The organism is Streptomyces sp. NPDC001617 (assembly GCF_053596855.1).
Genome location: NZ_JBSFHA010000003.1, coordinates 51,289 through 77,349, shown reverse-complemented (window position 1 = coordinate 77,349; position 26,061 = coordinate 51,289). Strand labels below are relative to the sequence as shown.

Sequence of the window (26,061 nt, the reverse complement as noted above, 5' to 3'; positions counted from 1 at the left end):
ATGCGGCGGACCCCCTTGTCCCGACCGATCGTTCGGTTACTCTAACTCTGACTGGCTGTCCCTGCCCATGTTCTGTCCATGTTCTGTCCAGAGTTCCGCCCAGGTCATGAGCTCGACGAAGAGTTCACAAGACGAGGAGTTGGTCCCGCATGGCCGCCGAACTGACCGCCCACGAGCTGATCGCCAAGCACCGGCCCACCCTCGACCAGGCGCTGGAAGCGATCCGCACGCGTGCGTACTGGTCCCCGCACCCGGAGCACCCCAAGGCCTACGGCGAGAACGGCAGCCTGGACATGGCGGCGGGCAAGGCCGCCTTCGACGCCGTGCTGGGCACCCGTCTCGACCTCGGCCAGCCCGGCACGGACGACTGGGTGAGCGGTGAAGTCTCGCCGTACGGGATCGAGTTGGGCGTCGAGTACCCGCACGCGGACGTGGACGTGCTGCTGCCGGCCATGAAGGTGGGCCAGAAGGCCTGGCGGGACGCGGGCGCGGAGGCGCGCGCGGTGGTGTGTCTGGAGATCCTCAAGCGGATCAGCGACCGGACGCACGAGTTCGCGCACGCGGTCATGCACACCTCCGGCCAGGCGTTCATGATGGCGTTCCAGGCGGGCGGCCCGCACGCGCAGGACCGCGGCCTGGAGGCGGTGGCGTACGCGTACGTGGAGCAGGTCCGCACGCCGGACACGGCGGAGTGGACCAAGCCGCAGGGCAAGCGCGACCCGCTGGCGCTCACCAAGCAGTTCACTCCGGTGCCGCGCGGGATCGCGCTGCTGATCGGCTGCAACACCTTCCCGACGTGGAACGGCTATCCGGGCCTGTTCGCCTCCCTCGCGACCGGCAACGCGGTCCTGGTCAAGCCCCATCCGCGTGCGGTGCTGCCCCTCGCGCTGACCGTGCGGGTCGCGCGTGAGGTCCTGGGCCAGGCGGGCTTCGACCCGAACCTGGTCGCGCTGGCCGCCGAGCGCCCCGGCGAGGGCATCGCGAAGACGCTGGCCACGCGCCCGGAGATCCGGATCATCGACTACACGGGCTCGACGGCGTTCGGCGACTGGCTGGAGACCAACGCCCGTCAGGCGCAGGTCTACACGGAGAAGGCCGGCGTCAACACGGTCCTGGTGGAGTCGGCCGGCAGCTACAAGGGGATGCTGTCCAACCTGGCCTTCTCGCTCTCCCTCTACAGCGGCCAGATGTGCACCACCCCGCAGAACCTGCTGATCCCCCGGGACGGCATCCGTACCGACGAGGGCCCCAAGACCTTCGACGAGGTGGTCGCCGACCTCGCCCGCTCCGTCGACGGCCTGCTCGGCGACGACGCGCGCGCGAACGCGCTGCTGGGCGCGATCGTCAACCCGGATGTGAAGGCGCGGCTGGAGGCGGCGGCCGGTCTGGGCGAAGTCGCCCTCGCGTCAAGGGAGATCAGCAATCCGGAGTTCCCGGACGCGGTCGTGCGCACCCCGGTGATCGTGAAACTCGACGGGGCCAAGCCGGACGACGAGGCCGCCTACATGAGCGAGTGCTTCGGTCCCGTCTCCTTCGCCGTCGCGGTCGACTCGGCGGCGGACGCCGTGGAGCTGCTGCGGCGCACGATCCGCGAGAAGGGGGCGATGACGGTCGGGGCATACACGACCGACGAGGAGGTCGAGCAGGCCGTCCAGGAGGTCTGCCTGGAGGAGGCGGCCCAGTTGTCGCTGAACCTGACGGGCGGGGTGTACGTCAACCAGACGGCCGCCTTCTCCGACTTCCACGGGTCCGGCGGCAACCCGGCGGCCAACGCGGCGCTCACGGACGGGGCGTTCGTCGCCAACCGCTTCCGCGTGGTGGAAGTCCGCCGGGAGGCCTAGACCTCAGCCGTGGCGCTCCAGTGGTAGAGCGTCATGGCCACGCTGGTCGCCAGGTTGTAGCTGGAGACCTGGGGGCGCATCGGCAGGGACAGCAAGTGGTCGGTACGCGCGCGTAGTTCTGCGGACAGGCCGCTGCGTTCGGAGCCGAAGGCGAGGACGGCGTCGTCCGGGAGTTTCACGCCCCGGATGTCGTCGCCCTCGGGGTCGAGGGCGAACAGCGGGCCCGGGGGCAGCTCCGCCACCTCCAGGTGCTCGACGGCGGTCGCGAAGTGCAGGCCGGCGCCGCCGCGCACGACTGTCGGGTGCCAGGGGTCGAGCGTGCCCGTGGTGACCACGCCGGTCGCGCCGAAACCGGCGGCCAGACGGATCACGGCGCCCGCGTTGCCCAGGTTGCGCGGGTTGTCGAGGACCACGACCGGGGTGGTGCGGGGGGTGTGCGCCAGCCTCTCGAGGTTGGTCGCGCGGGGCGGTCGTACGGCCAGGGCGGCCACGGCGGTCGGGTGCGGGCGCGCCACCAGGGTCCGGTACGTCGGCTCCGGGACCTCCGTCAGCAGCGCGGCCAGCGTCTCCCGTACGTCGGGCGCCAGCTCGTCGGCGAGGGCGAGCGCCGCCCGCCGGTCGGCGGTGACCGCCACCGGGACCTCGGCCCCGAAGCGCACGGCGTGCTTGAGGGCGTGGAAGCCGTCGAGCAGCACGGCGGTGTCGGCGATGCGCCGCCAGGTGCTCAGCGGGTCGCGGGCGGGGTCGGTCATGGCGTGCAGCCTACGTGCGCGTGGGCGCGGGACTGACCGAGTCGGAACCCGGCTCGGGGTTCTCCGCGGCCCGCGGCCCGGGCAGGCTCGTGCGGCCCGTACGGGCGAATACGCGGGCACGCGCGCGGGCCGCCCAGCCGCCCAGGCGGTGCAGGAACGTCGTCGGGAGGAAGACCGCGTCCGTCGCGATCATCGCCAGCGAGAAGAACGGCAGTCCCAGGACCACGGCGATCACCGCGTGCTCGGTCATCATGACCGCCAGCAGGACGTTCTTGACCCGCCGGTTGAACAGCGTGAACGGGAACGCGACCTGCACCATCACGGTCCCGTAGGTCACCAGCATCACCATCGTGCCGCTGGAGGACAGCAGGTCGGCGAGGGCGGGCCAGGGCGAGAAGTAGTCCAGGTGGAGCGGGTAGTAGACCGCGGTGCCGTCCTGCCAGCGGGAGCCCTGGATCTTGTACCAGCCGGCCGTCGCGTAGATCAGACAGGCCTCGGTCATGATCACGAACAGGGCGCCGTTGTGCACGACGTTGGCGACGACGTCGAGCAGGATCCGGGGCTCGGCGCTCCTCGCCAGACGCCCGACCACCCACCGGACGCCCTGCGCCACCCACACCAGCCAGAGGATCACCGGCACGGTCGGGTCGGCCCCGTCGAAGCGGCCCCCGGCCGTCACCGCGACCAGCGCGAACCCGAGCACGCCCCACAGGGCGGGCCCCACCCGGTCCACGACCCGCTGCTCTCCACGCGCGCGTGCCTCGCTCGCGAGCCGGGCCCGTCGCGCGTCCAGCGACCACACCCGACCGCACCGCGTGAACACCAGGTAGACGGACATCAGATGCAGGACGTTGTCACCGCCGTCGCCCATGAAGACGCTGCGGTTCTGCAGCGAGAGCACGCCGACCATGAACAGCACGGACATGGCGCGGGTGCGCCAGCCGAGCAGCAGCAGGACGCTGGTCAGGGCGGCGAGGGCGTAGACGAGCTCGAACCAGACGCGGCCGTCGGACCACATGAGGGCCGTGAAGGCGCCGTTGTCCGAGATCAGCTGCTGGGCCAGGCCCCAGCTCCACGGGGCGTCGGGACCGTACATCTCCTGGCGGTGCGGGAACTCGCGCAGCAGGAACAGCAGCCAGGTCGCGCTGAAACCGATCCGGACCACGGCGCTCTGGTACGGGCCGAGCGCCGACTCGGTGACACGGGCGATGCCGGCCGAGACCGACAGGGCGAAGCGGTTCACTCGGCGCCTCCGTCGGTGTCGGCGGCCGTGACCGGCCACCAGGGCAGCACGCGGTACATGGGCTGGTCCGAGATCTTCTCCCCGCTCCACTTCGGCGGGGGCACATTGGTGGTACGGGAACGGACCTGGACCTGCGAGATCGAGCCGCCCTTGCCGGCCGCGTCGTCGCGGTCCAGACGCAGCACGACGATGCGCCGCAGATACGTCTCGGACAGGGAGCCGCGCAGGCCGCTCGGCCGGTTGTCGCTGTCGTGGGTGGAGACGAAGAAGTCGAAGGCCCGGCGCAGCTCGTTCTGCTGGGTGTGGCTCGGCAGCAGATTGCCGTCGATGGCCCGACCGTCCTCGGCGGACAGGTCGTACCAGCCGGTGGTCTCCACCCCGCCGTCCCCCGTGCGCACCTCGGCGCGCACCTGGACGGCGATGTTCTGCTGCAGCGGGTTCGGCGCGAACAGCTTCCAGTTCTGCTCGAACTCCGGGTAGATCCAGTCGTCGATCGCCTTGCCGTGCTGCTTGGTGACCGTGTTCGCCGGCGCGACATGCAGAAAGACCATGCCCACGTGCACACAGACGACGACGCCGACGACCGCGATGGCGAGTGCGGCGCCGATCCGGTAGCGCAGCGAGAGGGCGGCGACACCGGTGCGGGGCTCGGGGTACGGGGCGGCGAGGTCGGGAAGGTCGGGCGCGGGGGCCTCGGGCCGAGAGGGCTGCGGATCGGCCGGCCGGTCGGTTCCGGCGTCCTCCCAGCCTGTGTCGTGCGCGTTCATTCCGCCCCGTCTCCCGATCCGGTCCCACTTCGCTCGAACGCGAACGGTACTCAGACCCGCCCAGGAGGCAAGCCCCTGTCCGCGTTGTCCACAGGCAATGCCCGCGGGTTGTCCACAGCGGTTGACACCTTACGGCGCCCGACCCACCATGGAATGCGACGAACCGAACGATCGGTCGGGAGCCGGTTCCGGCAGAGCACAGGTCGAGGGGGCCTCATGGCGACAGCAGCCGCGCACGAGACGTACGGCACCGAGGACGTACGCGACACCGCCGCGTACGAGCGTGCCTTCGACGCCGCCGTGGCCGCCGACGAGCGCATCGAGCCACGGGACTGGATGCCGGACGCCTACCGCGCGACCCTGGTCCGCCAGATGGCACAGCACGCCCATTCGGAGATCATCGGCATGCAGCCGGAGGCCAACTGGATCACACGCGCGCCCTCCCTGCGCCGCAAGGCCATCCTGATGGCCAAGGTCCAGGACGAGGCGGGGCACGGCCTGTACCTCTACAGCGCGGCGGAAACCCTCGGCACCGGCCGCGACGAGCTGCTCGACAAGCTCCACTCCGGCCGCCAGAAGTACTCCTCGATCTTCAACTACCCGACCCTGACCTGGGCGGACGTCGGCGCGATCGGCTGGCTGGTGGACGGCGCCGCGATCACCAACCAGGTCCCGCTGTGCCGCTGCTCCTACGGCCCGTACGCGCGCGCGATGGTCCGTATCTGCAAGGAGGAGTCCTTTCACCAGCGCCAGGGTTACGAGCTGCTGCTGGCCCTCGGCCGCGGCACCCCGGAGCAGCACGCGATGGCGCAGGACGCGGTGGACCGCTGGTGGTGGCCGTCCCTGATGATGTTCGGCCCGCCCGACGACGAGTCGGCGCACTCGGCGCAGTCGATGACCTGGAAGATCAAGCGGCATTCGAACGACGAGCTGCGCCAGCGCTTCGTCGACATCTGCGTCCCCCAGGCCGAGTCTCTCGGCCTCACCCTCCCCGACCCGGACCTGCGGTGGAACGAGGAGCGGCAGCACTACGACTTCGGCCCGATCGACTGGACGGAGTTCAAGGAGGTCCTCAGGGGCAACGGGCCGTGCAACGAACAGCGGCTCACCCAGCGCAGGCAGGCCCACGAGGAGGGCGCCTGGGTGCGGGAGGCGGCCGCGGCCTACGCGGCGAAGCACACCGGCGAGACAGGAGCGACGCGCGCATGACGAACACCGACTGGCCCCTGTGGGAGGTCTTCGTGCGCTCGCGCCGGGGCCTGTCCCACACCCACGCCGGCAGCCTGCACGCGCCGGACGCCGAGTTCGCCCTGCGCAACGCCCGCGACCTGTACACCCGCCGTGGCGAGGGCGTCTCGATCTGGGTCGTCCCCTCGTCCGCGATCACGGCCTCCTCGCCGGACGAGAAGGACCCGTTCTTCGCGCCGGCCGGCGACAAGCCGTACCGGCATCCGACGTTCTACGAGATCCCGGAGGGGGTGAAGCACCTGTGACCGTCGACCTGACCGTGCACAGCGCCGCCCTCGCCCTCGGCGACGACGCCCTGGTGCTCTCGCACCGCCTGGGGGAGTGGGCGGGCCACGCACCGGTGCTGGAGGAGGAGGTCGCCCTCGCCAACATCGCGCTGGACCTGCTCGGCCAGGCCCGCGTCCTGCTGTCCATGGTCGGCGACGAGGACGAGCTGGCGTATCTGCGCGAGGAGCGTGCCTTCCGCAACCTCCAGCTGGTGGAGCAGCCCAACGGCGACTTCGCCCACACCATCGCCCGCCAGCTGTACTTCTCCCTCTACCAGCACCTGCTGTACACCGAACTGGCCGCCGGGGACGGCCCGTTCGCGGGCCTCGCCGCGAAGGCGGTCAAGGAGGTCGCCTACCACCGCGACCACGCCGAGCAGTGGACCCTGCGGCTGGGCGACGGCACGGAGGTCGGTCACGAGCGGATGCAGTCGGCGGTGGACGCCCTGTGGCGGTTCACCGGCGAGATGTTCCAGCCGGTGGACGGGCTGGACGTCGACCCGGCGCCGCTGGAGGCGGCCTGGCTCGGGTCCGTCACGGACGCGCTGCGCCGGGCCACCCTGACGGTCCCCGAGGGGTCCCGGACCGGCGCGTGGAGGGCCGGCGCGGGGCGTCAGGGCCTGCACACCGAGTCCTTCGGGCGGATGCTCGCCGAGATGCAGCATCTGCACCGCAGTCACCCGGGGGCGTCATGGTGACGGCCACCGCACTGGAGGCGGAGCTCCTCGACATCGCCGGTTCGGTCCCCGACCCCGAGCTGCCGGTGCTGACCCTGCGGGAGCTCGGCGTCGTGCGTGCGGTGCGGGTGCGCGGGGCCGACTCGGTCGAGGTCGAGCTGACCCCGACGTACACCGGCTGCCCCGCGATAGAGGCGATGTCCCTGGACATAGAGCGGGCCCTGCACGCGCACGGCATGCGCGAGGTCGCGGTCCGTACGGTGCTGAGGCCGGCCTGGTCGACGGACGACATCACGGCCGAAGGGCGGCGCAAACTGCGGGAGTTCGGGATCGCACCGCCGCGCGTGCGGCGGGACTCCGGGCCAGTGGCGCTGCGACTGGGCCCGACCCGCACGCTCGGGGCGGACGCGGGCGCGGATGCCGCGGCGGAGGCGGACGCAGGCCCGGACGCGGGCGTCGGCCCGGAGGCGAGCCCTGCCCTCGACCCCGTTCGCTGTCCCCACTGCGGCTCCCCCGACACCGAGCTGCTCAGCCGTTTCTCCTCGACCGCGTGCAAGGCGCTGCGCCGTTGCCTCGCCTGCCGTGAACCCTTCGACCACTTCAAGGAGTTGTAGATGGCCCGCTTCCACACGCTCCGGGTGGCGGCGGTCGACCGGCTCACCGACGACTCCGTGGCCCTCACCCTCACCGTCCCGCCGGAACTGCGCGAGGAGTACCGGCACGCCCCGGGCCAGCATCTCGCGCTGCGGCGGACGGTCGACGGCGCGGAGATACGGCGCACGTACTCGATCTGCTCCCCGGCGCCCGACGGGGAGGGCCCGCGCACCCTGCGGGTCGGGGTGCGGCTGGTCGAGGGCGGGGCCTTCTCGACATACGCGCTCAAGGAGATCAACGTCGGCGACGGGCTGGAGGTCATGACCCCGGCCGGCCGCTTCACGCTCGACCCGGCGCCGGGGCTGTACGCGGCGGTCGTCGGCGGCAGTGGCATCACCCCGGTGCTGTCGATCGTCTCGACGCTGCTCGCGCGGGAGCCGGGGGCGCGGTTCTGTCTGATCCGCAGCGATCGTACGGCCGCCTCGACGATGTTCCTGGAGGAGGTCGCCGACCTGAAGGACCGCTACCCCGGCCGGCTGCAGCTGGTGACGGTGCTGTCCCGGGAGGAGCAGCAGGCGGGACTGCCGTCCGGGCGGCTCGACCAGGAGCGGCTGACGGAGCTGCTTCCGGCGCTGCTGCCGGTGGGCCAGGTGGCGGGATGGTTCCTGTGCGGGCCGTTCGGGCTGGTGCAGGGGGCGGAGCGGAGCCTGCGCGGACTCGGCGTCCCGCGCACCCGCATCCACGAGGAGATCTTCCATGTGGACGCCGTACCACCACCGGCCGCCGCGACCGCCCCCGCGCACAGCACGGTCACCGCCCGCCTCGACGGCCGCGGCGGCACCTGGCCGGTGCAGGACGGCGAGTCCCTGCTGGAGACGGTCCTGCGCAACCGCCCCGACGCGCCCTACGCCTGCAAGGGCGGGGTGTGCGGGACGTGCCGGGCGTTCCTGGTCGCGGGCGAGGTGCGCATGGACCGCAACTTCGCGCTGGAGCGGGAGGAGACGGAGGCGGGGTATGTGCTGGCGTGCCAGTCGCATCCGGTGACGGAGAAGGTGGAGCTGGACTTCGACCGCTGAACCGAGAGCGCCCTGTTGAACCAGGAGCACCCCGTTCCCTTCTTCTAGAACCTGTTCTATCTTGACGGTCCGTCAGATCAGCGGACCGCCGGAGGGACAGGACCGTGGACTTCACCTTCACCGAGGAGCAGCAGGCGGCGGCCGAGGCGGCGCGCGGGGTGTTCGCCGGGGTCGCGCCGGACACGGTGCCCTCGCCCTCGCTCGTGCCGGGCGCCGTCGCCGACGACTTCGACCGTGCGCTGTGGGCGAGGCTCGCCGAGGCGGACCTGCTGAGCCTGCTGCTGGACGCGGAGTACGGCGGGGCGGGTCTGGACGTCATCGCGCTGTGCCTGGTGCTGCGGGAGTCGGCGAAGGTCCTGGCACGGGTGCCGTTGCTGGAGAGCAGCGCGGCGATGGCGGCCGTACAGGCTTATGGCGGCCAGGAGTTGAGGTCGGCGCTGCTGGAGCGGGCGGGGCGCGGGGAGCTGGTGCTGACCGTCGCCGCGAACGGCCGCAGTGGCCACGACGGGGCCGAACTCTCGGTGACCGCGCGGCGGGACGGGGAGGACTGGCTGCTGGACGGGGTGCAGACCGCGGTGCCGTGGGCGCACAACGCCGACTTCGTCCTCGTACCCGCCCGGTCGGCGTCGGACCGGACGCTCCTCGCCGTGGTCCCCCGCGTCCACGAGGGTGTGGTGCTCGCCGAGCAGATCTCCACCACCGGCGAGCGGCTCGGCGAGCTGCGGCTGGAGTCCGCGCGGATCGCGGCCGGCGAGGTCGTCGAAGCGGACGGGGCATGGGAGTGGCTGCGGGGGCTGCTGGCCACCGGGACGTGTGCGCTGGCCCTCGGGCTGGGTGAGCGGGTCCTCGGGATGACCAGTGAGTACGCGGGCAAGCGGGAGCAGTTCGGGTATCCGATCGCCACGTTCCAGGCGGTGGCCGTGCAGGCCGCCGACCGGTACATCGACCTGCGGGCGATGGAGGCCACGCTGTGGCAGGCGGCGTGGCGGCTCGCCTCGGGGGCGCCCGGCGCGCTGCCCGCCTCCGGGGATGTCGCGGTCGCCAAGATCTGGGCGTCGGAGGGGGTACGGCGGGTCGTGCAGACGGCACAGCATCTGCACGGCGGGTTCGGGGCGGACGTCGAGTACCCGCTGCACCGGTACCACGCCTGGGCCAAGCACCTGGAGCTGTCGCTCGGCCCGGCGGCGGCGCACGAGGAGGCGCTGGGCGACCTGCTGGCGGCGCACCCACTCGGCTGATTGGCCGGCGCCGCCCCGAAGGTCCTACAGGACGAACCCGGGCTGCCCCTCGTCCGTCACCACGGGTCGGCCCGCGGCCGCCCACACCTGCATGCCGCCGTCGACGTTCACGGCGTCGATGCCCTGCTGGACGAGGTACATCGTGACCTGGGCGGAGCGGCCGCCGGAACGGCAGATCACGTTGACGCGGCCGTCCTGCGGGGCGGCCTCGGTCAGCTCGCCGTAGCGGGCCACGAACTCACTGATGGGGATATGCAGCGCCGCTTCGGCATGACCCGCCTGCCACTCGTCGTCCTCCCGGACGTCCAGCAGGAAGTCGCCGTCCTTGAGGTCCGAGACCTCGACCGTGGGCACACCAGCTCCGAAACTCATGCCCCGACGCTACCGGACGCGTGCGCTCGCGAAACCGGCGCCCGAGCAGCGCCGACCGGCCGGCCCCCCTGGTCCAGGCGTCGGTGCGCCACCGGCCCGCTACTGCGCCAGCAGCTCCGCCAGTTCCTGTTCCCGATGGGAGACGTCCGCCAGGAGCTGTTCGGCGATCTCGTCGAGGAGGCGGTCGGGGTCGTCCGGCGCGAGCCGCAGCATCGAGCCGATCGCACCCTCCTCCAGTGCCTTGGCGACCAGCGTGAGCAGTTCCTTGCGCTGGGCGAGCCATTCGAGGCGGGCGTAGAGCTCCTCGCTGCGGCTCGGGCCGCGCTCCGCCGGTACCGGGCCCTTGGCCCACTCCTCGGCGAGCTCGCGCAGCAGCGTCTCGTCGCCGCGGGCGTAGGCGGCGTTGACGCGGGTGATGAACTCCTCGCGCCGGGCCCGCTCGGTGTCATCCGGGGCCAGGTCGGGGTGGGCCTTGCGGGCCAGTTCACGGTAGAGCTTGCGGGCCTCGTCGCTCGGGCGCACCCGCTGCGGGGGACGCACCGGCTGGTCGGTGAGCATCGCCGCGGCCTCCGGGAACAGCCCGTCGCCGTCCATCCAGCCGTGGAACAGCTCCTCGACGCCCGGCATGGGCAGGACACGGGCCCGTGCCTCCTCCGCCTTGCGCAGGTCCTCCGGGTCGCCGGTCCTCGCGGCCCTGGCCTCGGCAATCTGCGCGTCCAGCTCGTCGAGGCGGGCGTACATCGGGCCGAGCTTCTGGTGGTGCAGCCGGGAGAAGTTCTCGACCTCGACCCGGAAGGTCTCCACCGCGATCTCGTACTCGATCAACGCCTGCTCGGCGGCCCGCACGGCCCGCTCGAGCCGCGCCTCGGGCCGCGGCGCACCGTCCTCGGGCGTCGCCTGCGTCTCGCCGGCGACGCCACCTTGCTCAGCTTCCGGGCTCGTCACCCGACCAGCGTAGGCCACGGGAGGGGCAAGCCCTTCAGGGCAGCCGACGGGAACAGGGCCACGGCACTACTCAGAGCCGACTTCTCACAGCCGACCAGCCGAGCAGCCGAGCAGCCGCGCCGCCGCTCGCCCGCCGTTGCGTCGCCCCGGAACCCGCCCCGCCGGGCGCTCGCACGCCGTGACATCGCCCCGCGGGAACCCGACCCGCCGGGCACCCCTCGTGGAGCACTCCCCACAGGACACCTCTGGCCGGACGCCCCTCGCAGGACACCCCTGGCCGAGCACTCCCAGCAGGACACCCCTGGCCGGACACCCGCCGAGCACTCCCAGCACGACACCCCTGGCCGGACACCCGCCGAACACGGCACGACACCCCTGGCCGGACACCCGCCGAGCACTCCCAGCACGACACCCCTGGCCGGACACCCACCGAGCACTCCCAGCACGACACCCCTGGCCGGACACCCACCGAGCACTCCCAGCACAACACCCCTGGCCGGACACCCACCGAGCACTCCCAGCACGACACCCCTGGCCGGACGCCCCTAGCCACGAGCCTCCGGGCAGTCCGCCCCCACCCACTCCGCCGCCAGATCCCGGCACGCCACCACCAGCGTCCCCGGTCTGCAGGCGATCTCGTGCGTGCAGCCGTCGGCGTGCGGCAGCAGCTCGTCGAGGATCACGTCCCCGAGGGCACTCACGTCGCTGATGTCCAGGACGTCCACCTGGAAGCGGGAGACGCCGGTGTAGCGGACGAGGAGGTCCTCGTCGTGCTTGAAGCAGTTGTGCCCGAAGCGGAGCTCGATCTCGTCGTCGCCGGTCCGGCGCACCCCCTGCGGCCTGAGGTCCTTCACGCACCGCTTGCCGTGGAAGTCGTAGTGGGCCGGGTCCGTGGCGAACGCCCGTGCCCCCGGCGGCAGTTGCTCCGCCAGCACCGGCAGCCGCGCCAGATAGGGCCGTGGGTCGACGACCCCGGTCACCTCCCCGTCCCGCCCGTCGAGGTCGACGTACTTCACCAGACGCTCCTCACCGATCCGACGCTTCTGACGCCCCTGTCTCCGCCGTCACACCCCTGTCTCCGCCGCGACCCTCCCCGCCCGCACCGCCGTCACCAGCTCCGTGTGATCCGCCTCGGTCCGGTCCGCGTACGCCACCGCGAAGTCGGCGATCGCCTCGTCCAGTTCCTCGTTCTTGCCGCAGTACCCGGCGATCAGGCGCGGGTCGGCGCTGTGGGAGTGGGCGCGGGCCAGGAGGGCACCGGTCATGCGGCCGTAGTCGTCGATCTGGTCGGCGGCCAGGGCCGCGGGGTCGACGCTGCCCTTGCGGTTGCGGAACTGGCGAACCTGGAAGGGCTGTCCGTCGATCGAGGTCCAGCCCAGCAGGATGTCGCTGACGACCTGCATGCGCTTCTGGCCGAGGACCACCCGGCGGCCCTCGTGCTCGACGACCGGTGCCTCGAAGCCGGCGGTCACCAGGTGCGGTACCAGCGCCGAGGGCCGGGACTCCTTCACCTGCAACACCAGAGGCTCCCCCCGATGGTCCAGCAACAACACCACGTACGAGCGCGTCCCCACGCTGCCCGTGCCCACGATCCGGAACGCCACGTCGTGCACCGCGTGCCGCGCCAGCAGCGGGAGACGGTCCTCGGAGAGGGTCTCCACGTACTGCTCAAGGGACGCCGTCACCGCCGCCGCCTCCGCGTCGCCCACCCGCCGCAGCACCGGCGCCGCGTCGACGAAGCGGCGTCCGCCCTCGTCCGTCGCCTCCGTCGACTTCGCCGCGAAGCGCCCGCTGGTGTTGGCTCGCGCCTTCTCCGAGACCCGCTCCAGCGTGCCGAGCAGGTCGTGGGCGTCGGTGTGGGAGACGAGCTCCTCGTCCGCGATCGCGTTCCACGCGTCCAGCACCGGAAGCCTGGCCAGCAGCCGCATGGTGCGGCGGTAGGCGCCGGTCGCGTCGTAGGCGGCCTTGCGGCACTGGTCCTCGTCGGCGCCGGCCTCCCGGCCGGCGAGCACCAGGGAGGCGGCGAGCCGCTTGAGATCCCACTCCCAGGGACCGCTGACCGTCTCGTCGAAGTCGTTCAGGTCGATGACCAGCTCGCCGCGCGCGTCCCCGTACAGACCGAAGTTCGCGGCATGCGCGTCCCCGCAGATCTGCGCGCGGATCCTCGTCATCGGCGTCCGCGCGAGGTCGTACGCCATCAGGCCCGCCGAGCCGCGCAGGAAGGCGAACGGCGTGGCCGCCATCCGGCCCGCCCTTATCGGCGTGAGCTCGGGGATACGGCCGCGGTGGGACTCCTCGATCGCGGCGACCGCGTCGGGCCGGGCGCCGTCGAGGTCGAGCGCCGCGTGCGTATGGCGCGGGACCAGCTTGCGCAGCGCCTTGCCCTCGTCCTTGGGCGACCCCTCCACGGGCCACTCGGCGAATCCCCGCACCCGGGGCACCCGGCGCACGCTCGCCCCCGCAACACCCTCAGTCACACCGACCGCCTCCCCCGCACATCCGTATGCACGCACTCATGAACATCAACTCGTGCAGACCGTACAGCCGGTGGCCGAAACCCGTCACACCCTGTGGACAACTGACCGGTCACCGACCGGATGACCGACCCTGTGGACAACTGACCGGCCGGCCGACTCACGCCCGCAGATACGCCAGCACGGCCAGCACCCGCCGGTGGGTCCCGTCGGCCGGCGGCAGGTCCAGCTTCGCGAGGATCGCCCCGATGTGCTTGCCCACGGCCGCCTCGGAGACGACGAGTTCACGGGCGATCGCCCCGTTGGACCTGCCCTCCGCGATCAGGGCGAGGACCTCCCGCTCGCGCGGGGTGAGCCGCTCCAGCGGGTCGCGGCGGCGCCGCAGCAGCTGCCGTACGACTTCGGGGTCGAGGACCGTGCCGCCGTCGGCGACCTCGCACAGGGCGTCGACGAACTCCTCGACCTGGCCGACCCGGTCCTTGAGCAGGTAGCCGACTGCGGTGCCGTCGCCGGAGTCGAGGAGTTCGGCGGCGTACGTCCGCTGCACGTACTGGCTGAGCACCAGGACCGGAAGGGCGGGCCGGCTCTCGCGCAGGCGGATCGCGGCGTGCAGGCCCTCGTCCTGGAAGCCGGGCGGCATCCGGACGTCCGTCACGACGATGTCGGGGGTGTGCTCCTCGACGGCGGCGACGAGCGCCCCGGCGTCGCCGACCGCCGCGACGACCTCGTGGCCGCAGCGGGCGAGCAGGCCGATGAGGCCCTCGCGCAGCAGCACGCTGTCCTCGGCCAGTACTACGCGGAGCGATCGGCCCCCTCGGTCAACTCGCAAGGAAACTCCACCCGCAGCAAGGTCGGTCCGCCGGTCGGGCTGGACAGGGAGAGTCTGCCATCCAGCACCGACACCCGGTCCGCGAGTCCGGTCAGTCCGCTGCCCGCCGAGGGGTCGGCGCCGCCGCGGCCGTCGTCCCGCACTTCGAGCAGCAGCCGTCCCTCGCGGTGGCCGCCGCGCACCTCGGCGCGGTGGGCGCCGCTGTGTCTGGCGATGTTGGCGAGGGCCTCGCAGACCACGAAGTAGGCGGCGGCCTCGACCGACTGGTCGAGCCGTCCCGGCACCGTCAGATCGACGTCGACGGGGACCACGGAGCGGTCGGCGGCGTCGGCGACGGCGGCGGGCAGGCCGTGGTCGGCGAGGACCTTGGGGTGGATGCCGTGGATGAGTTCGCGGAGCTCGGCCAGGGCCCTGCCCGCCTGGTCGTGGGCCTTGGCGAGCTGCTCGGCGAGGGGGCCGGGCGGGGCGTCGAGGCGGGCCAGCCCGAGGGTCATGGTCAGGGCGACGAGGCGTTGCTGGGCGCCGTCGTGCAGATCGCGTTCGATGCGCCGGCGTTCCGCCTCGAAGGCGTCCACCAACCGCACGCGGGAACGGCTCAGTTCGACCACCCTGGCATCCAACTCGCCGTCCCCGGAAGCGATCAGCAGACGGGTGAGCGCGGCCCTGGCCCCGGCCAGGACACCCAGCGCATAGCCGCCGAGCGTCAGGAGCAGCAGCCCGAGTACGCCGACCGCCCACGCCGTCGGCCATGTCGTGACCGTCCACTGCTTGAGCACCTTCGTCTGCTGCCCGGCGCCGGCGGGATGCTGGTGCGGGAGAACGCGGCCGCGGGCATCCGCCGTACCGCAGCCGTTGCGGCTCCCGTCCTGGTCACGGTCGCCCTCACGGGTTCCCTGCTCGGCGCGACCGCCACGCTGAACGAGGCCAGGGCCACCGAGACGCGCGAGCGGACCACCGCCGCCTTCGTGGTCACCCCGCCCGGGGACACGGGCTTCGACACGGCGACCGTGCGGAAGCTGCGGGCGGTGCAGGGCGCGGAGGTGTCCGTGACCTCGTCGAGCGCCGTGTACGTCCTGGAGGACGGGGTGGCCCTCGTCAGGTCCGAGGCCCGCGCGGCCGATCCGGGCCCGCTCGAAAGGACGGCCGAGCTGCCGCTGGCGGCCGGGAAGGTGAGCGGCCTCGACGACGCGTCGATCATCGTCAACGAGGAGTGGGCTCAGCACACCGTCGGGCAGAGCGTCGACGTGTGGCTCGGTGACGGCACGAAGAAGTCCCTGCGGATCGCCGCGGTCATGACGACCGGCACCGGCGACAACGGCGTCTACGTCACCCCGGCCAACGCCCCCGGCGCGCGCGTGGACCGCGTCGACGTGGCCCTCACGGACGGCGCCGACGCCACCACCGTGGCCGCCGCGCTGCGGAACACGGTCGGCGCGGTCGGCGGGCACGTCCTCACCAAGGAGCAGTGGGTGCGCGCGAGTTACCCGAAGACCGACCGGACCACCCGGTACGGCTTCCTGCTGGTCCTCGGCATCGCCCTGCTCTACACCGGCATCTCCCTGGCCAACACCATGGTCATGGCGACCTCCGACCGGGTCCGCGACCTGGCCGTGCTGCGGCTGGCCGGGGCCACCCGGTGGCAGGTGCTGCGCCTGGTCGGCGCCGAGGCGCTGACGGTGGTCACGGTCGGCGGGGTGCTGGGGCTGTCGGCCACCGCGCTCGATCTGCTGGGCCTGTGGAGCGCTCTCGGCCTGCTGTCGGTGTGGAGCCCGGTTCTGATCCCGTGGGCGCAGCTCGGAGCGGCTGTGGGCGCCTGCGCGGTGCTCGCCGTGATGTTCTCCGTGGCCCCCGCCGCCCTCGCCCTGCGGCGCCGACCAGGGGAACGGGTCGGCGCCCGGTGACCGGGCTCACGTGAGAAAGACCTCACACCCGACACCCCCCGCCCCGGACAACGCGGAAGCCCCCAGGTCTGGGACCTGGGGGCTTCCGGCTGGTGCGCGAGGGGGGAGTTGAACCCCCACGCCCTTGCGGGCACTGGAACCTGAATCCAGCGCGTCTGCCTATTCCGCCACCCGCGCATTGGGTGTGTCTCCGGCCCCGTCCCCCTTGGGTTTGGCGCCTTCCGACACGCAGAACATTAGCACGCTGGCCGGGGTGGGTTCACATCGCTTTCCACGGGGCAGCCGCCGACCAGGGAGGTCGTGCGAACCGGTCGCCGGCCGACCCGCGCTCGGAGTCGTGCGTTCCGTATCAGGGAGTGCCGGTTCTCGTATCAACCTCGTACCGGTACGGCCCGTCTCCCCAGGAGCCGGGTCAGGTCCACAGTCAGGTGCGGGACACTTGTCTGCGGCCGCCTCTACGATCCTGGGCAGAAGGAGTTCGAGGGACGAGTTCGAAGGGGAGCTTCGGAGGGAACTTCCGGAGGGAACTTTCGACAGTCGTCGACACCCGTCGACGGGGCCGACAGGGGGAACCAGCCGATTCACCGGCGCGTGGATACGATCAGTAAGCAGTACCAGGCACGACACAGTGGCAACGACGGAGGAGGTGCCCCATGGGAGTCCTGAAGAAGTTCGAGCAACGCCTCGAAGGTCTGGTCAACGGCACCTTCGCCAAGGTGTTCAAGTCCGAGGTCCAGCCCGTGGAGATCGCAGGCGCGCTCCAGCGCGAGTGCGACAACAACGCGACGATCTGGAACCGCGACCGGACCGTCGTACCCAACGACTTCATCGTGGAGCTGAGCGCCCCCGACTTCGAGCGCCTCAGCCCCTACTCCGGCCAGCTCGGCGACGAGCTCGCCGGCATGGTGCGCGACTACGCCAAGCAGCAGCGCTACACCTTCATGGGCCCCATCAAGGTCAACCTGGAGAAGGCCGAGGACCTCGACACCGGCCTGTACCGGGTGCGCAGCCGTACGCTCGCCTCCTCCACCAACCAGCAGGCCCCCGGGAGAGCCGCTCCGGCGGCGCCCCCGGCCGCGGGCCGGCCCGGCGGCTACGGCTATCCGCCCGCCGCCGCCCCGCCCATGCCGGCCGCACCGCCGCCGGGAGGCCCCCGCGGCTCCGCGCCCTATCTCCAGTCGGCCCCGGCCGCCCCGGCGGCCGGTGTGCGGATGCGCTACTGGGTGGAGATCAACGGCGCCCGCCATCAGATCTCCCGCCCGACGTTGGTGATGGGCCGCAGCACCGAAGCCGACGTGCGGATCGACGACCCCGGCGTATCCCGCCGGCACTGTGAGATCCGGACCGGAACGCCCTCGACGATCCAGGATCTCGGGTCCACCAACGGCATCGTGGTGGACGGGCAGCACACCACCCGCGCTACGCTCCGCGACGGCTCGCGGATCGTCGTGGGCAGCACCACCATCATTTACCGGCAAGCCGAAGGGTGAAGCGGGGGCAATGTCAGAGCTGACCCTCACGGTCATGCGGCTGGGTTTCCTGGCCGTACTGTGGCTGTTCGTGATCGTGGCCGTGCAGGTCATCCGCAGCGACCTGTTCGGTACGCGTGTCACCCAGCGCGGGTCACGGCGCGAGGCCAACCGGCCACAGCAGGCCGCCCGGCAGCAGGCGGCACCGCCGCCCCAGCGCCAGCAGGCCACGGGCGGGCGCCAGCGCCGCAACGCCCCCACCAAGCTGGTCGTGTCCGAGGGCACCCTCACCGGCACCACCGTCGCGCTCCAGGGCCAGACGATCACCCTGGGCCGGGCGCACGACAGCACGATCGTGCTGGACGACGACTACGCCTCCAGCCGCCATGCCAGGATCTACCCGGACCGCGACGGCAACTGGATCGTCGAGGACCTGGGTTCCACCAACGGCACGTACCTCGACCGGAGCCGGCTCACGACCCCCACGCCGATTCCGCTGGGCGCGCCGATCCGCATCGGCAAGACAGTCATCGAGCTGCGGAAGTAGTGCTACGTCATGAAAGAGCGCGAGCGGAGCGAGCACGCAGCGGCGGCCGACATCCACGGCCCCGACGCGCTCCCGACCGGAGGGTGGGCACCGTGCGGATGTACCCGGAGCCGACGGGCGAGGTGCGCATGAGTCTGTCACTGCGCTTCGCCGCCGGATCGCACAAAGGCATGATCCGCGAGGGCAACGAGGACTCCGGATACGCCGGCCCGCGCCTGCTCGCGATCGCCGACGGCATGGGCGGCGCCGCCGCGGGTGAGGTCGCCTCCTCCGAGGCCATCTCCACCATCGTCGCCCTCGACGAGGACGTGCCCGGCTCCGACCTCCTCACCTCCCTCGGCACCGCCGTGCAGCGCGCCAACGACCAGCTGCGCGCCATGGTCGAGGAGGACCCCCAGCTGGAGGGCATGGGCACCACGCTCACCGCCCTCCTGTGGACCGGCCAGCGCCTCGGCCTGGTCCACGTCGGCGACTCGCGCGCGTACCTGCTGCGCGACGGCGTCCTCACCCAGATCACGCAGGACCACACCTGGGTGCAGCGCCTGGTCGACGAGGGCCGCATCACCGAGGAAGAGGCCACCACCCACCCCCAACGCTCCCTCCTCATGCGGGCGTTGGGCAGCGGCGAGCACGTCGAGCCCGACCTCTCCATCCGCGAGGTCCGCGCCGGCGACCGCTACCTGATCTGCTCCGACGGCCTCTCCGGCGTCGTCTCCCACCAGACCCTCGAGGACACCCTCGCCAGCTACCAGGGCCCCCAGGAGACCGTCCAGGAGCTCATCCAGCTCGCTCTGCGCGGCGGCGGCCCCGACAACATCACCGTCATCGTCGCCGACGTCCTCGACCTGGACACCGGAGACACCCTCGCCGGGCAGCTCTCCGACACCCCGGTCGTCGTCGGCGCCGTCGCCGAGAACCAGAACCACCTGCACGACCCCGGCTTCATGGAGACCCCTGCCGGCCGCGCCTCCGGCCTCGGCCGGCAGGTGCCCGGACAGGGCGGAGGCGGCGAGTTCGGGCCGCCCGGCTCCGGCGACACCACCGGCTACATCCCGGCGGGCAGCTTCGGCGACTACACCGACGAAGACTTCGTCAAGCCGCGCAAGGGCCGCAAATGGCTGAAGAGATCCTTCTACAGCGTCCTCGCCCTCGCCGTCATCGGCGGCGGACTCTACGGCGGCTACCGCTGGACGCAGACCCAGTACTACGTCGGCACCAACGGCACGCATGTCGCCCTCTACCGGGGCATCAGCCAGGACCTGGCCTGGGTGTCCCTGTCGAAGGTCGAGAAGGACCACCCCGAGATCGAACTCAAGTACCTGCCGCCCTACCAGCAGAAGCAGGTCAAGAGCACCATCGCCGAGGGCGGCCTCAAGGACGCCCGGCAGAAGGTCGACGAGCTGGCCGTGCAGGCCTCCGCCTGCAAGAAGCAGTCCGAGCAGCAGGCGGCCGAGTCCAAGCAGAACTCCAAGACCGGTCAGGGCGAGGCCGGTGGCACCACGGGAACCACCCACACCTCTGTCACGTCCAAGGCCACGTCGTCACCGAAGCCATCGTCGACGCCGTCGAAGTCCCCGAGCCCGAACCCGTCCGCGACCACCGCCACTCCCAGCCCCGGCCCCAGCCTCTCGGAGGAGGAGCAGAAGGTCGTCTCGATGTGCGGTAAGCAGTAGGCAAGCCGTGAGAGGCCCCGTCACACGATGAGCAGTACTACGAACACACCGACGCACCACACGTCCACGATCGGCGCCATCGGTGCACCGAGCAGACGCAACACCGAGCTCGCCATGCTGGTGTTCGCCGTCGTCATCCCGGTGTTCGCCTACGCCAACGTGGGCCTGGCCATCGACGACAAGGTGCCGGCCGGTCTGCTCGGCTACGGTCTGGGCCTCGGTCTGCTCGCCGGCGTCGCCCATCTCGTCGTACGGAAGTTCGCCCCGTACGCGGACCCCCTGCTGCTGCCCCTGGCCACGCTCCTCAACGGACTCGGCCTCGTCGCCATCTGGCGCCTCGACCAGTCCAAGCTGCTGCAGTCCATCGGAGTCGCCGGCGGCAAGGCGACCAACCAGCTGATCTACACCGCCCTGGGCATCGCCCTGTTCGTCGTCGCGCTGATCTTCCTCAAGGACCACCGCGTCCTGCAGCGCTACACCTACATCTCCATGGCGGGCGCGCTGGTCCTGCTGCTGCTCCCACTGGTCCCGGGCCTCGGCGCCAATGTGTACGGCGCCAAGATCTGGATCCAGGTCGGCAGCTTCACCATCCAGCCCGGTGAGTTCGCAAAGATCGTGCTGGCCATCTTCTTCGCCGGCTACCTGATGGTGAAGCGGGACGCGCTCGCCCTCGCCAGCCGCCGCTTCATGGGCCTGTACCTGCCGCGTGGCCGCGACCTCGGCCCGATCATCGTCGTCTGGATGATCTCGATCCTCATCCTGGTCTTCGAGACCGACCTCGGTACGTCGCTGCTGTTCTTCGGAATGTTCGTCATCATGCTGTACGTCGCCACCGAGCGGACCAGCTGGATCGTCTTCGGTCTGCTGATGTCCGCGGTCGGCGCCGTCGGCGTGGCGAGTTTCGAGCCGCACATCCAGACCCGTGTCCAGGCCTGGCTCAACCCGCTGCACGAGTACAAGCTCAGCCAGTCCGGCAGCCACGACGGCATCCTCCACTCCGAGCAGGCCATGCAGGCCCTGTGGGCCTTCGGCTCCGGCGGCACTCTCGGCACCGGCTGGGGCCAGGGCCACTCCGAGCTGATCCGCTTCGCCGCCAACTCCGACTTCATCCTCGCCACCTTCGGCGAGGAGCTGGGCCTGGCCGGCCTCATGGCGATCCTGCTGATCTACGGCCTGATCGTGGAGCGCGGTATCCGCACCGCCCTCGCCGCCCGCGACCCCTTCGGCAAGCTGCTCGCCGTCGGCCTCTCCGGCGCCTTCGCCCTCCAGGTCTTCGTCGTCGCGGGCGGCGTCATGGGGCTGATCCCGCTGACCGGTATGACGATGCCGTTCCTGGCGTACGGAGGTTCCTCCGTCATCGCCAACTGGGCCCTCATCGGCATCCTCATCAGAATCAGCGACACCGCGCGCCGGCCGGCGCCCGCGCCCGCCATGAACCCCGACGCCGAGATGACCCAGGTGGTCCGCCCGTCATGAACAAGCCCCTGCGCCGGATCGCCATCTTCTGCGGCCTGCTCGTCCTCGCCCTGCTCGTCCGGGACAACTGGCTCCAGTACGTCAAGGCCGACAGCCTGAAGGACGACAAGCTGAACCGCCGTGTCACGATCGCCCGCTACTCCACCCCGCGCGGCGACATCATCGTCGACGGTGACCCCATCACCGGGTCCACCACGACCAGCACCAGCGGCCTCAACGACCTGAAGTACAAGCGCACCTACAAGAACGGTCCCATGTGGGCGCCGGTCACCGGGTTCGCCTCACAGGCCTTCGGCGCCACCCAGTTGGAGAGCATCGACGACGGCATCCTCTCCGGCACCGACGACCGCCTCTTCTTCCGCAACACGCTCGACATGATCACGGGCAAGGAGAAGCAGGGCGGCAACGTCGTCACCACCCTCAACGCCGCCGCGCAGAAGGCCGCCTACAACGGCCTCAAGGCCCAGGGCGGCAAGGGCGCCGTCGCCGCGATCGACCCGTCCACCGGCAAGATCCTGGCACTGGCCTCGTACCCCTCGTACGACCCCTCCACCTTCGCCGGCAACTCCACGTCCACGGACTCCAAGGCCTGGATCGCGCTCCAGAAGAAGAACAACACCAACGACCCGATGCTCAACCGGGCCCTGCGCGAGACCTACCCGCCGGGCTCCACCTTCAAGGTGGTCACCGCCGCGGCCGCGCTGGAGAACGGGCTGTACAACTCCGCCGACGAGAACACCGACTCGCCGCTGCCCTACATCATGAAGGGCACCCGGACCGAGCTGAAGAACGAGGGCAGCATCCCCTGCAAGAACGCGACGATGCGGATCGCTCTTCGCTACTCCTGCAACACCGTGTTCGGCAAGATCGGCTCCGACCTCGGCAACGCCAAGATGCTGGCCGAGGCGAAGAAGTTCGGCTTCGACGCGGAGCAGTTCACGCCGGTCCGCTCCAGTGCCTCGGTCTTCTCCGACAACATGAACCCGTCGCAGACCGCGCTGTCCTCGATCGGCCAGTTCAACACCGCCGCGACCCCGCTGCAGATGGCCATGGTCGCCTCCGCGGTCGCCAACAACGGCAAGCTGATGAAGCCGTACATGGTCGACAAGCTCCAGTCGTCCAACCTCGACACGATCTCGCAGACCGACCCCGAGGAGCTCAGCCAGCCCCTCTCCGCGAAGAACGCGCAGATCCTGCAGTCGATGATGGAGACGGTCGTCAAGGAGGGCACGGGTACGCGTGCGCAGATCGACGGTGTCACCGTGGGCGGCAAGACCGGTACCGCCCAGCACGGCGTGGAGAACAGCGCGAACCCCTATGCCTGGTTCATCTCCTACGCCAAGCTCAGCGACGGCAGCTCGCCGGTCGCCGTGGCCGTGGTCATCGAGGACGACAAGGCCAACCGCGACGACATCTCCGGCGGCGGCCTCGCCGCCCCGATCGCGAAGAGCGTGATGGAGGCGGTCATCGGCTCCAAGAAGTGACCCCGCTCACGTCGCCTTCACATCGGTGCACGTTGCGATACCGGTCCTGTATCGGCTGACGCACTTGGACAGGTCACACAAACCCAGCCGGGTACGGTAGGCCCGGACGGCAGCCTCCGACCACACACCCGTGTCGGTCGGGACCGACGGAGAGGGCTGGTAGGAAGCTATGGAAGAGCCGCGTCGCCTCGGCGGCCGGTACGAGCTGGGCCAGGTGCTCGGCCGCGGTGGCATGGCGGAGGTCTACCTCGCCCATGACACCCGGCTCGGCCGCACCGTGGCAGTGAAGACGCTGCGCGCGGACCTCGCGCGCGACCCGTCCTTCCAGGCCCGGTTCCGCCGGGAGGCCCAGTCGGCCGCCTCGCTCAACCATCCCGCGATCGTCGCGGTCTACGACACGGGCGAGGACTACATCGACGGGGTCTCGATCCCGTACATCGTCATGGAGTACGTAGACGGCTCGACGCTTCGCGAGCTGCTCCACTCCGGCCGCAAACTCCTGCCCGAGCGCGCGATGGAAATGACCATCGGCATCCTCCAGGGCCTGGAGTACGCCCACCGCAGTGGCATCGTCCACCGCGACATCAAGCCGGCCAACGTCATGCTGACCCGCAACGGCCAGGTCAAGGTCATGGACTTCGGCATCGCCCGCGCCATGGGCGACTCCGGCATGACGATGACGCAGACCTCGGCGGTCATCGGCACGGCGCAGTATCTGTCGCCGGAACAGGCCAAGGGCGAGCAGGTGGACGCCCGCTCCGACCTGTACTCGACGGGCTGCCTGCTCTATGAGCTCCTGACGGTCCGCCCGCCCTTCGTCGGCGACTCCCCGGTCGCCGTCGCGTACCAGCACGTACGCGAAGAAGCGCAGCCGCCGTCGGTCTTCGACCCCGAGATCACGCCCGAGATGGACTCCATCGTCCTCAAGGCACTGGTCAAGGACCCCAACTACCGCTACCAGTCCGCCGACGAGATGCGCGCCGACATCGAGGCCTGCCTCGACGGCCAGCCCGTCGCGGCCACCGCGGCCATGGGCTCGGTCGGCTACGGCGCCTACCCCGACGACCAGCCGACCACGGCCCTGCGCTCCACGGACGCCGGCGCCACGTCGATGCTGCCGCCGATGAACCCGGACGACGGGGGTTACGGCTACGACGACCGCGTCGACCGGCGCCGCCAGAAGAAGTCCAACACCTCCACGATCCTGCTGGTCGTGGCGGGCATCCTGGTCCTGGTCGGAGCGATCCTGATCGGCAAGTGGGCGTTCAGCGGCAACAACGCCGCCGACGACACGGTGTCGGTGCCCAACCTCGTCGGCGTGGCCCAGGCCGACGCCGAGAACCAGCTGAAGAACATCGACCTCAAGGTGGGGACGGTCAAGAAGCAGCCCTGCGAGGCCCAGACCAAGGGCAACGTCTGCTCCCAGGACCCGGGCAAGGGCACGAACCTCAAGAAGGGCGAGGCCGTCAACCTCGTGGTGTCGACCGGCGCCCCGAAGGTCCAGGTGCCCAGCGTGATCGGCCTGAGCCTCGACGACGCCAAGGCGAAGCTCGAGGGCGACGACTACCAGTTCAAGGTCGAGACGAAGACCCGTGAGTCCACGGAGACCGCGAACCAGGTCCTCGACCAGAACCCGATCGGCGGCAAGCAGGTGCAGAAGGGTTCGACGATCACCCTCACCATCGCCAAGGCCGCGGAGACGGTCGCGGTACCGGACGTCTCCGGCCAGAGCTGCGACGACGCAAAGTCCGCACTCTCGGACGTCGGCCTGACCGGCAACTGCGTCAACACGCCCACCACCGACGACTCGCAGGACGGCAAGGTCATCTCGACCAACCCGACGATCGGCACCCAGGTCAAGAAGAACACCGCGGTCCAGCTCAACATCGGCCAGAAGCAGGACACCCAGGTCCAGGTCCCGAACATCCAGGGCCAGACCCTGAAGAACGCCAAGCAGGCGCTTCAGCAGGCGGGCCTCCAGGTCGGCAACATCCAGGGCTCCCAGGACGACAACGCCATCGTCCTCAGCTCGGACCCGAGCCAGGGCAGCACGGTCAACCAGGGCACCTCGGTCAACCTCGTCGCCGTACAGAACGGCGGCAACAACGGCGGAAACAACGGCGGCACCAACTTCTTCGGAGGCGTCACCGGAACCGCGTACCGCACGGAGAACTGACCCACCACCGCCCACAACACCGAGAGCCCCGGCCCCTGTTCACACAGGGTGCCGGGGCTCTCGAATGTCTCGCCGGGGCTCTCGTATGTCTCCAAAGCTGCCCCACCGAACATCCGATGGGCGTCGCCTCGTCGTCCAGTGCAAGAGGTACGCGCTCTACCTCACCATCAGAAACGCTGGAGGAGTGGAGCGCCGGGGAGCCGCTGAAGATCCTGGAGCAGGCACCGCCTGATCGAAAGAGACCATCCCGCAAGGAGCTCAGTCACCGCAGTTCCTTGGGCAGCGTCCGTTTGCTGTCCACCTTCTGCACCCGCACCAACTCTCCCCACACCACATACCGATACCGAGACGTGTACACCGGCGTGCAGGTGGTCAGCGTGATGTAGTGGCCGGCCGTCTTCTTGCCGGACTCCTTGGGGACCTGGGACAGGACCTTCACGTTGTACTTCGAGGTCTCGTCCAGGACGTCGTAGACCTTGTAGACGTACCACTTGTCCCGCGTCTCGAAGACGATCGGGTCGCCCTTCTTCAGCTTGTCGATGTTGTGGAATTTCGCCCCGTGGCCGTCCCGGTGGGCGGCGAGAGTGAAGTTGCCCTTCTTGCCTGTCATGGGGAGCATCGCCTTGACCGGGTCCGTGTAGTAGCCGGCCACGCCCTCGTTGAGGACCTCCGTCGACGTGCCCTTCTCCACCAGGACCTCGCCGTTCTTCATGGCGGGGACGTGCAGGAAGCCGATGCCGTTCTTGGTGTTGAGCGCGCCGGGGCCGCTCGGCTCCTGGGCCCAGGTGTCACGGACCTTGTCGGCCTGTTTGTCCGCGGCCCGGTCGGCGACGACGTTCGTCCACCAGAGCGAGTAGACGACGAAGAGGCCGAGGACCAGGCCCGCCGTGATGAGGAGCTCGCCGAAGACGCTGACCGCCATGGCGATACGGCCCGTGCCACGCCGGCGGCCGGCCGGAGGCACCGTCGGCGCGTCGGTTTCCTCTTGTGTGTCGTCGGTGGTCGCTGCCACA

Annotated in this window: 22 protein-coding genes, 1 tRNA gene and 2 pseudogenes; 14 read left to right on the top strand and 11 right to left on the bottom strand. The window is 70.7% G+C overall.

The genetic code is table 11. The features are described from left to right. Positions 1-149: 149 nt before the first annotated feature. Positions 150-1,841, top strand: a complete 1,692-nt coding sequence (gene paaN / locus ACWC09_RS03290; RefSeq protein WP_450847980.1) for a phenylacetic acid degradation protein PaaN — start codon at positions 150-152, stop codon at positions 1,839-1,841. Here the strand turns inward: paaN and ACWC09_RS03285 are convergent. Genes ACWC09_RS03285 through ACWC09_RS03275 form a run of 3 tightly spaced genes read right to left on the bottom strand, consistent with a single transcriptional unit; the run spans position 1,838 to position 4,603 of the window. Further along, positions 1,838-2,593 carry a TrmH family RNA methyltransferase gene (locus ACWC09_RS03285; RefSeq protein ID WP_450847979.1) on the bottom strand — a complete coding sequence of 252 codons (756 nt, stop codon included), beginning with the start codon at positions 2,591-2,593 and terminating at the stop codon, positions 1,838-1,840. The genes paaN and ACWC09_RS03285 overlap by 4 nt on opposite strands. Before the next feature lie 10 nt (positions 2,594-2,603). Continuing rightward, entirely contained in the window at positions 2,604-3,836 is a 1,233-nt protein-coding gene (locus ACWC09_RS03280; protein WP_450847977.1) for an HTTM domain-containing protein, read from the bottom strand. Beyond that, entirely contained in the window at positions 3,833-4,603 is a 771-nt protein-coding gene (locus tag ACWC09_RS03275) for a DUF5819 family protein (protein WP_450847975.1), read from the bottom strand. The genes ACWC09_RS03280 and ACWC09_RS03275 overlap by 4 nt, the downstream gene beginning before the upstream one ends. A gap of 216 nt (positions 4,604-4,819) precedes the next feature. On the opposite strand from ACWC09_RS03275, the gene paaA reads away from it, so the two are divergent. From paaA to ACWC09_RS03245, 6 genes are all read left to right on the top strand, one after another. Further along, on the top strand, positions 4,820-5,812 hold the full coding sequence (paaA, locus tag ACWC09_RS03270; protein ID WP_450847973.1) for a 1,2-phenylacetyl-CoA epoxidase subunit PaaA: 993 nt from the start codon (positions 4,820-4,822) through the stop codon (positions 5,810-5,812). After that, positions 5,809-6,096, top strand: a complete 288-nt coding sequence (paaB, locus tag ACWC09_RS03265) for a 1,2-phenylacetyl-CoA epoxidase subunit PaaB (RefSeq protein ID WP_450847971.1) — start codon at positions 5,809-5,811, stop codon at positions 6,094-6,096. Before paaA ends, paaB begins: the two co-directional genes overlap by 4 nt. Further along, entirely contained in the window at positions 6,093-6,815 is a 723-nt protein-coding gene (gene paaC, locus ACWC09_RS03260) for a 1,2-phenylacetyl-CoA epoxidase subunit PaaC (RefSeq protein WP_450847969.1), read from the top strand. Before paaB ends, paaC begins: the two co-directional genes overlap by 4 nt. Next, positions 6,809-7,408, top strand: a complete 600-nt coding sequence (paaD, locus tag ACWC09_RS03255; RefSeq protein ID WP_450847967.1) for a 1,2-phenylacetyl-CoA epoxidase subunit PaaD — start codon at positions 6,809-6,811, stop codon at positions 7,406-7,408. The genes paaC and paaD overlap by 7 nt, the downstream gene beginning before the upstream one ends. Beyond that, positions 7,409-8,464, top strand: coding sequence for a 2Fe-2S iron-sulfur cluster-binding protein (locus tag ACWC09_RS03250; protein ID WP_450847966.1), 1,056 nt, complete (start codon positions 7,409-7,411; stop codon positions 8,462-8,464). A gap of 104 nt (positions 8,465-8,568) precedes the next feature. After that, entirely contained in the window at positions 8,569-9,702 is a 1,134-nt protein-coding gene (locus ACWC09_RS03245; protein WP_450847964.1) for an acyl-CoA dehydrogenase family protein, read from the top strand. A 24-nt stretch (positions 9,703-9,726) separates the two neighbouring features. Here ACWC09_RS03245 and ACWC09_RS03240 read toward each other — a convergent pair whose 3' ends face one another. The 6 genes and pseudogenes from ACWC09_RS03240 to ACWC09_RS03215 form a co-directional block, all read right to left on the bottom strand. Then, positions 9,727-10,056, bottom strand: coding sequence for a rhodanese-like domain-containing protein (locus ACWC09_RS03240; protein WP_450848289.1), 330 nt, complete (start codon positions 10,054-10,056; stop codon positions 9,727-9,729). 117 nt (positions 10,057-10,173) lie between these two features. Next, positions 10,174-11,019, bottom strand: a complete 846-nt coding sequence (locus tag ACWC09_RS03235; RefSeq protein ID WP_450847962.1) for a J domain-containing protein — start codon at positions 11,017-11,019, stop codon at positions 10,174-10,176. Positions 11,020-11,564: 545 nt separating this feature from the next. Further along, entirely contained in the window at positions 11,565-12,035 is a 471-nt protein-coding gene (locus tag ACWC09_RS03230; RefSeq protein WP_450847960.1) for a hypothetical protein, read from the bottom strand. A gap of 48 nt (positions 12,036-12,083) precedes the next feature. After that, positions 12,084-13,496 carry a DUF2252 domain-containing protein gene (locus ACWC09_RS03225; RefSeq protein ID WP_450847958.1) on the bottom strand — a complete coding sequence of 471 codons (1,413 nt, stop codon included), beginning with the start codon at positions 13,494-13,496 and terminating at the stop codon, positions 12,084-12,086. 157 nt (positions 13,497-13,653) lie between these two features. Beyond that, on the bottom strand, positions 13,654-14,268 hold the full coding sequence (locus ACWC09_RS03220) for a response regulator (protein ID WP_450848287.1): 615 nt from the start codon (positions 14,266-14,268) through the stop codon (positions 13,654-13,656). 17 nt (positions 14,269-14,285) lie between these two features. Next, positions 14,286-15,119 (bottom strand): annotated as a pseudogene (locus ACWC09_RS03215) (sensor histidine kinase); the annotation flags it as partial. On the opposite strand from ACWC09_RS03215, the pseudogene ACWC09_RS03210 reads away from it, so the two are divergent. After that, positions 15,108-16,223, top strand: a pseudogene (locus ACWC09_RS03210) (ABC transporter permease); the annotation flags it as partial. The pseudogenes ACWC09_RS03215 and ACWC09_RS03210 sit on opposite strands and share 12 nt — an antisense overlap. A 90-nt stretch (positions 16,224-16,313) precedes the next feature. Here the strand turns inward: ACWC09_RS03210 and ACWC09_RS03205 are convergent. Next, positions 16,314-16,400 (bottom strand) — tRNA-Leu (locus ACWC09_RS03205). Positions 16,401-16,876: 476 nt separating this feature from the next. Here ACWC09_RS03205 and ACWC09_RS03200 point away from each other — a divergent pair. From ACWC09_RS03200 to pknB, 6 genes are all read left to right on the top strand, one after another. Further along, positions 16,877-17,713, top strand: a complete 837-nt coding sequence (locus ACWC09_RS03200; RefSeq protein ID WP_450847956.1) for an FhaA domain-containing protein — start codon at positions 16,877-16,879, stop codon at positions 17,711-17,713. 10 nt (positions 17,714-17,723) lie between these two features. Then, positions 17,724-18,239 carry an FHA domain-containing protein FhaB/FipA gene (locus ACWC09_RS03195; protein ID WP_450847954.1) on the top strand — a complete coding sequence of 172 codons (516 nt, stop codon included), beginning with the start codon at positions 17,724-17,726 and terminating at the stop codon, positions 18,237-18,239. A gap of 98 nt (positions 18,240-18,337) precedes the next feature. Continuing rightward, the gene (locus ACWC09_RS03190; RefSeq protein ID WP_450848285.1) at positions 18,338-19,912 is read left to right on the top strand and encodes a Stp1/IreP family PP2C-type Ser/Thr phosphatase; all 1,575 of its coding nucleotides are present in this window, start codon (positions 18,338-18,340) and stop codon (positions 19,910-19,912) included. A 27-nt stretch (positions 19,913-19,939) separates the two neighbouring features. Next, on the top strand, positions 19,940-21,388 hold the full coding sequence (locus tag ACWC09_RS03185) for an FtsW/RodA/SpoVE family cell cycle protein (protein WP_450847952.1): 1,449 nt from the start codon (positions 19,940-19,942) through the stop codon (positions 21,386-21,388). After that, positions 21,385-22,872, top strand: coding sequence for a peptidoglycan D,D-transpeptidase FtsI family protein (locus ACWC09_RS03180; protein WP_450847950.1), 1,488 nt, complete (start codon positions 21,385-21,387; stop codon positions 22,870-22,872). Before ACWC09_RS03185 ends, ACWC09_RS03180 begins: the two co-directional genes overlap by 4 nt. A gap of 169 nt (positions 22,873-23,041) precedes the next feature. Further along, positions 23,042-25,048: a Stk1 family PASTA domain-containing Ser/Thr kinase gene (gene pknB, locus ACWC09_RS03175; RefSeq protein ID WP_450847948.1), complete on the top strand. Its 2,007-nt coding sequence runs from the start codon at positions 23,042-23,044 to the stop codon at positions 25,046-25,048. A gap of 262 nt (positions 25,049-25,310) precedes the next feature. Here the strand turns inward: pknB and ACWC09_RS03170 are convergent, their stop codons facing one another. After that, positions 25,311-26,060: a class E sortase gene (locus tag ACWC09_RS03170; RefSeq protein WP_450847947.1), complete on the bottom strand. Its 750-nt coding sequence runs from the start codon at positions 26,058-26,060 to the stop codon at positions 25,311-25,313. Position 26,061 lies beyond the last annotated feature (1 nt).

Coding starts and splice junctions, on each gene's coding strand:
- paaN (WP_450847980.1), top strand. CDS start 150: ATGGCCGCCGAACTGACCGCCCACGAGCTGATCGCCAAGCACCGGCCC.
- ACWC09_RS03285 (WP_450847979.1), bottom strand. CDS start 2,593: ATGACCGACCCCGCCCGCGACCCGCTGAGCACCTGGCGGCGCATCGCC.
- ACWC09_RS03275 (WP_450847975.1), bottom strand. CDS start 4,603: ATGAACGCGCACGACACAGGCTGGGAGGACGCCGGAACCGACCGGCCG.
- paaA (WP_450847973.1), top strand. CDS start 4,820: ATGGCGACAGCAGCCGCGCACGAGACGTACGGCACCGAGGACGTACGC.
- paaB (WP_450847971.1), top strand. CDS start 5,809: ATGACGAACACCGACTGGCCCCTGTGGGAGGTCTTCGTGCGCTCGCGC.
- paaD (WP_450847967.1), top strand. CDS start 6,809: ATGGTGACGGCCACCGCACTGGAGGCGGAGCTCCTCGACATCGCCGGT.
- ACWC09_RS03250 (WP_450847966.1), top strand. CDS start 7,409: ATGGCCCGCTTCCACACGCTCCGGGTGGCGGCGGTCGACCGGCTCACC.
- ACWC09_RS03200 (WP_450847956.1), top strand. CDS start 16,877: ATGGGAGTCCTGAAGAAGTTCGAGCAACGCCTCGAAGGTCTGGTCAAC.
- ACWC09_RS03195 (WP_450847954.1), top strand. CDS start 17,724: ATGTCAGAGCTGACCCTCACGGTCATGCGGCTGGGTTTCCTGGCCGTA.
- ACWC09_RS03190 (WP_450848285.1), top strand. CDS start 18,338: ATGTACCCGGAGCCGACGGGCGAGGTGCGCATGAGTCTGTCACTGCGC.
- ACWC09_RS03185 (WP_450847952.1), top strand. CDS start 19,940: ATGAGCAGTACTACGAACACACCGACGCACCACACGTCCACGATCGGC.
- ACWC09_RS03180 (WP_450847950.1), top strand. CDS start 21,385: ATGAACAAGCCCCTGCGCCGGATCGCCATCTTCTGCGGCCTGCTCGTC.
- pknB (WP_450847948.1), top strand. CDS start 23,042: ATGGAAGAGCCGCGTCGCCTCGGCGGCCGGTACGAGCTGGGCCAGGTG.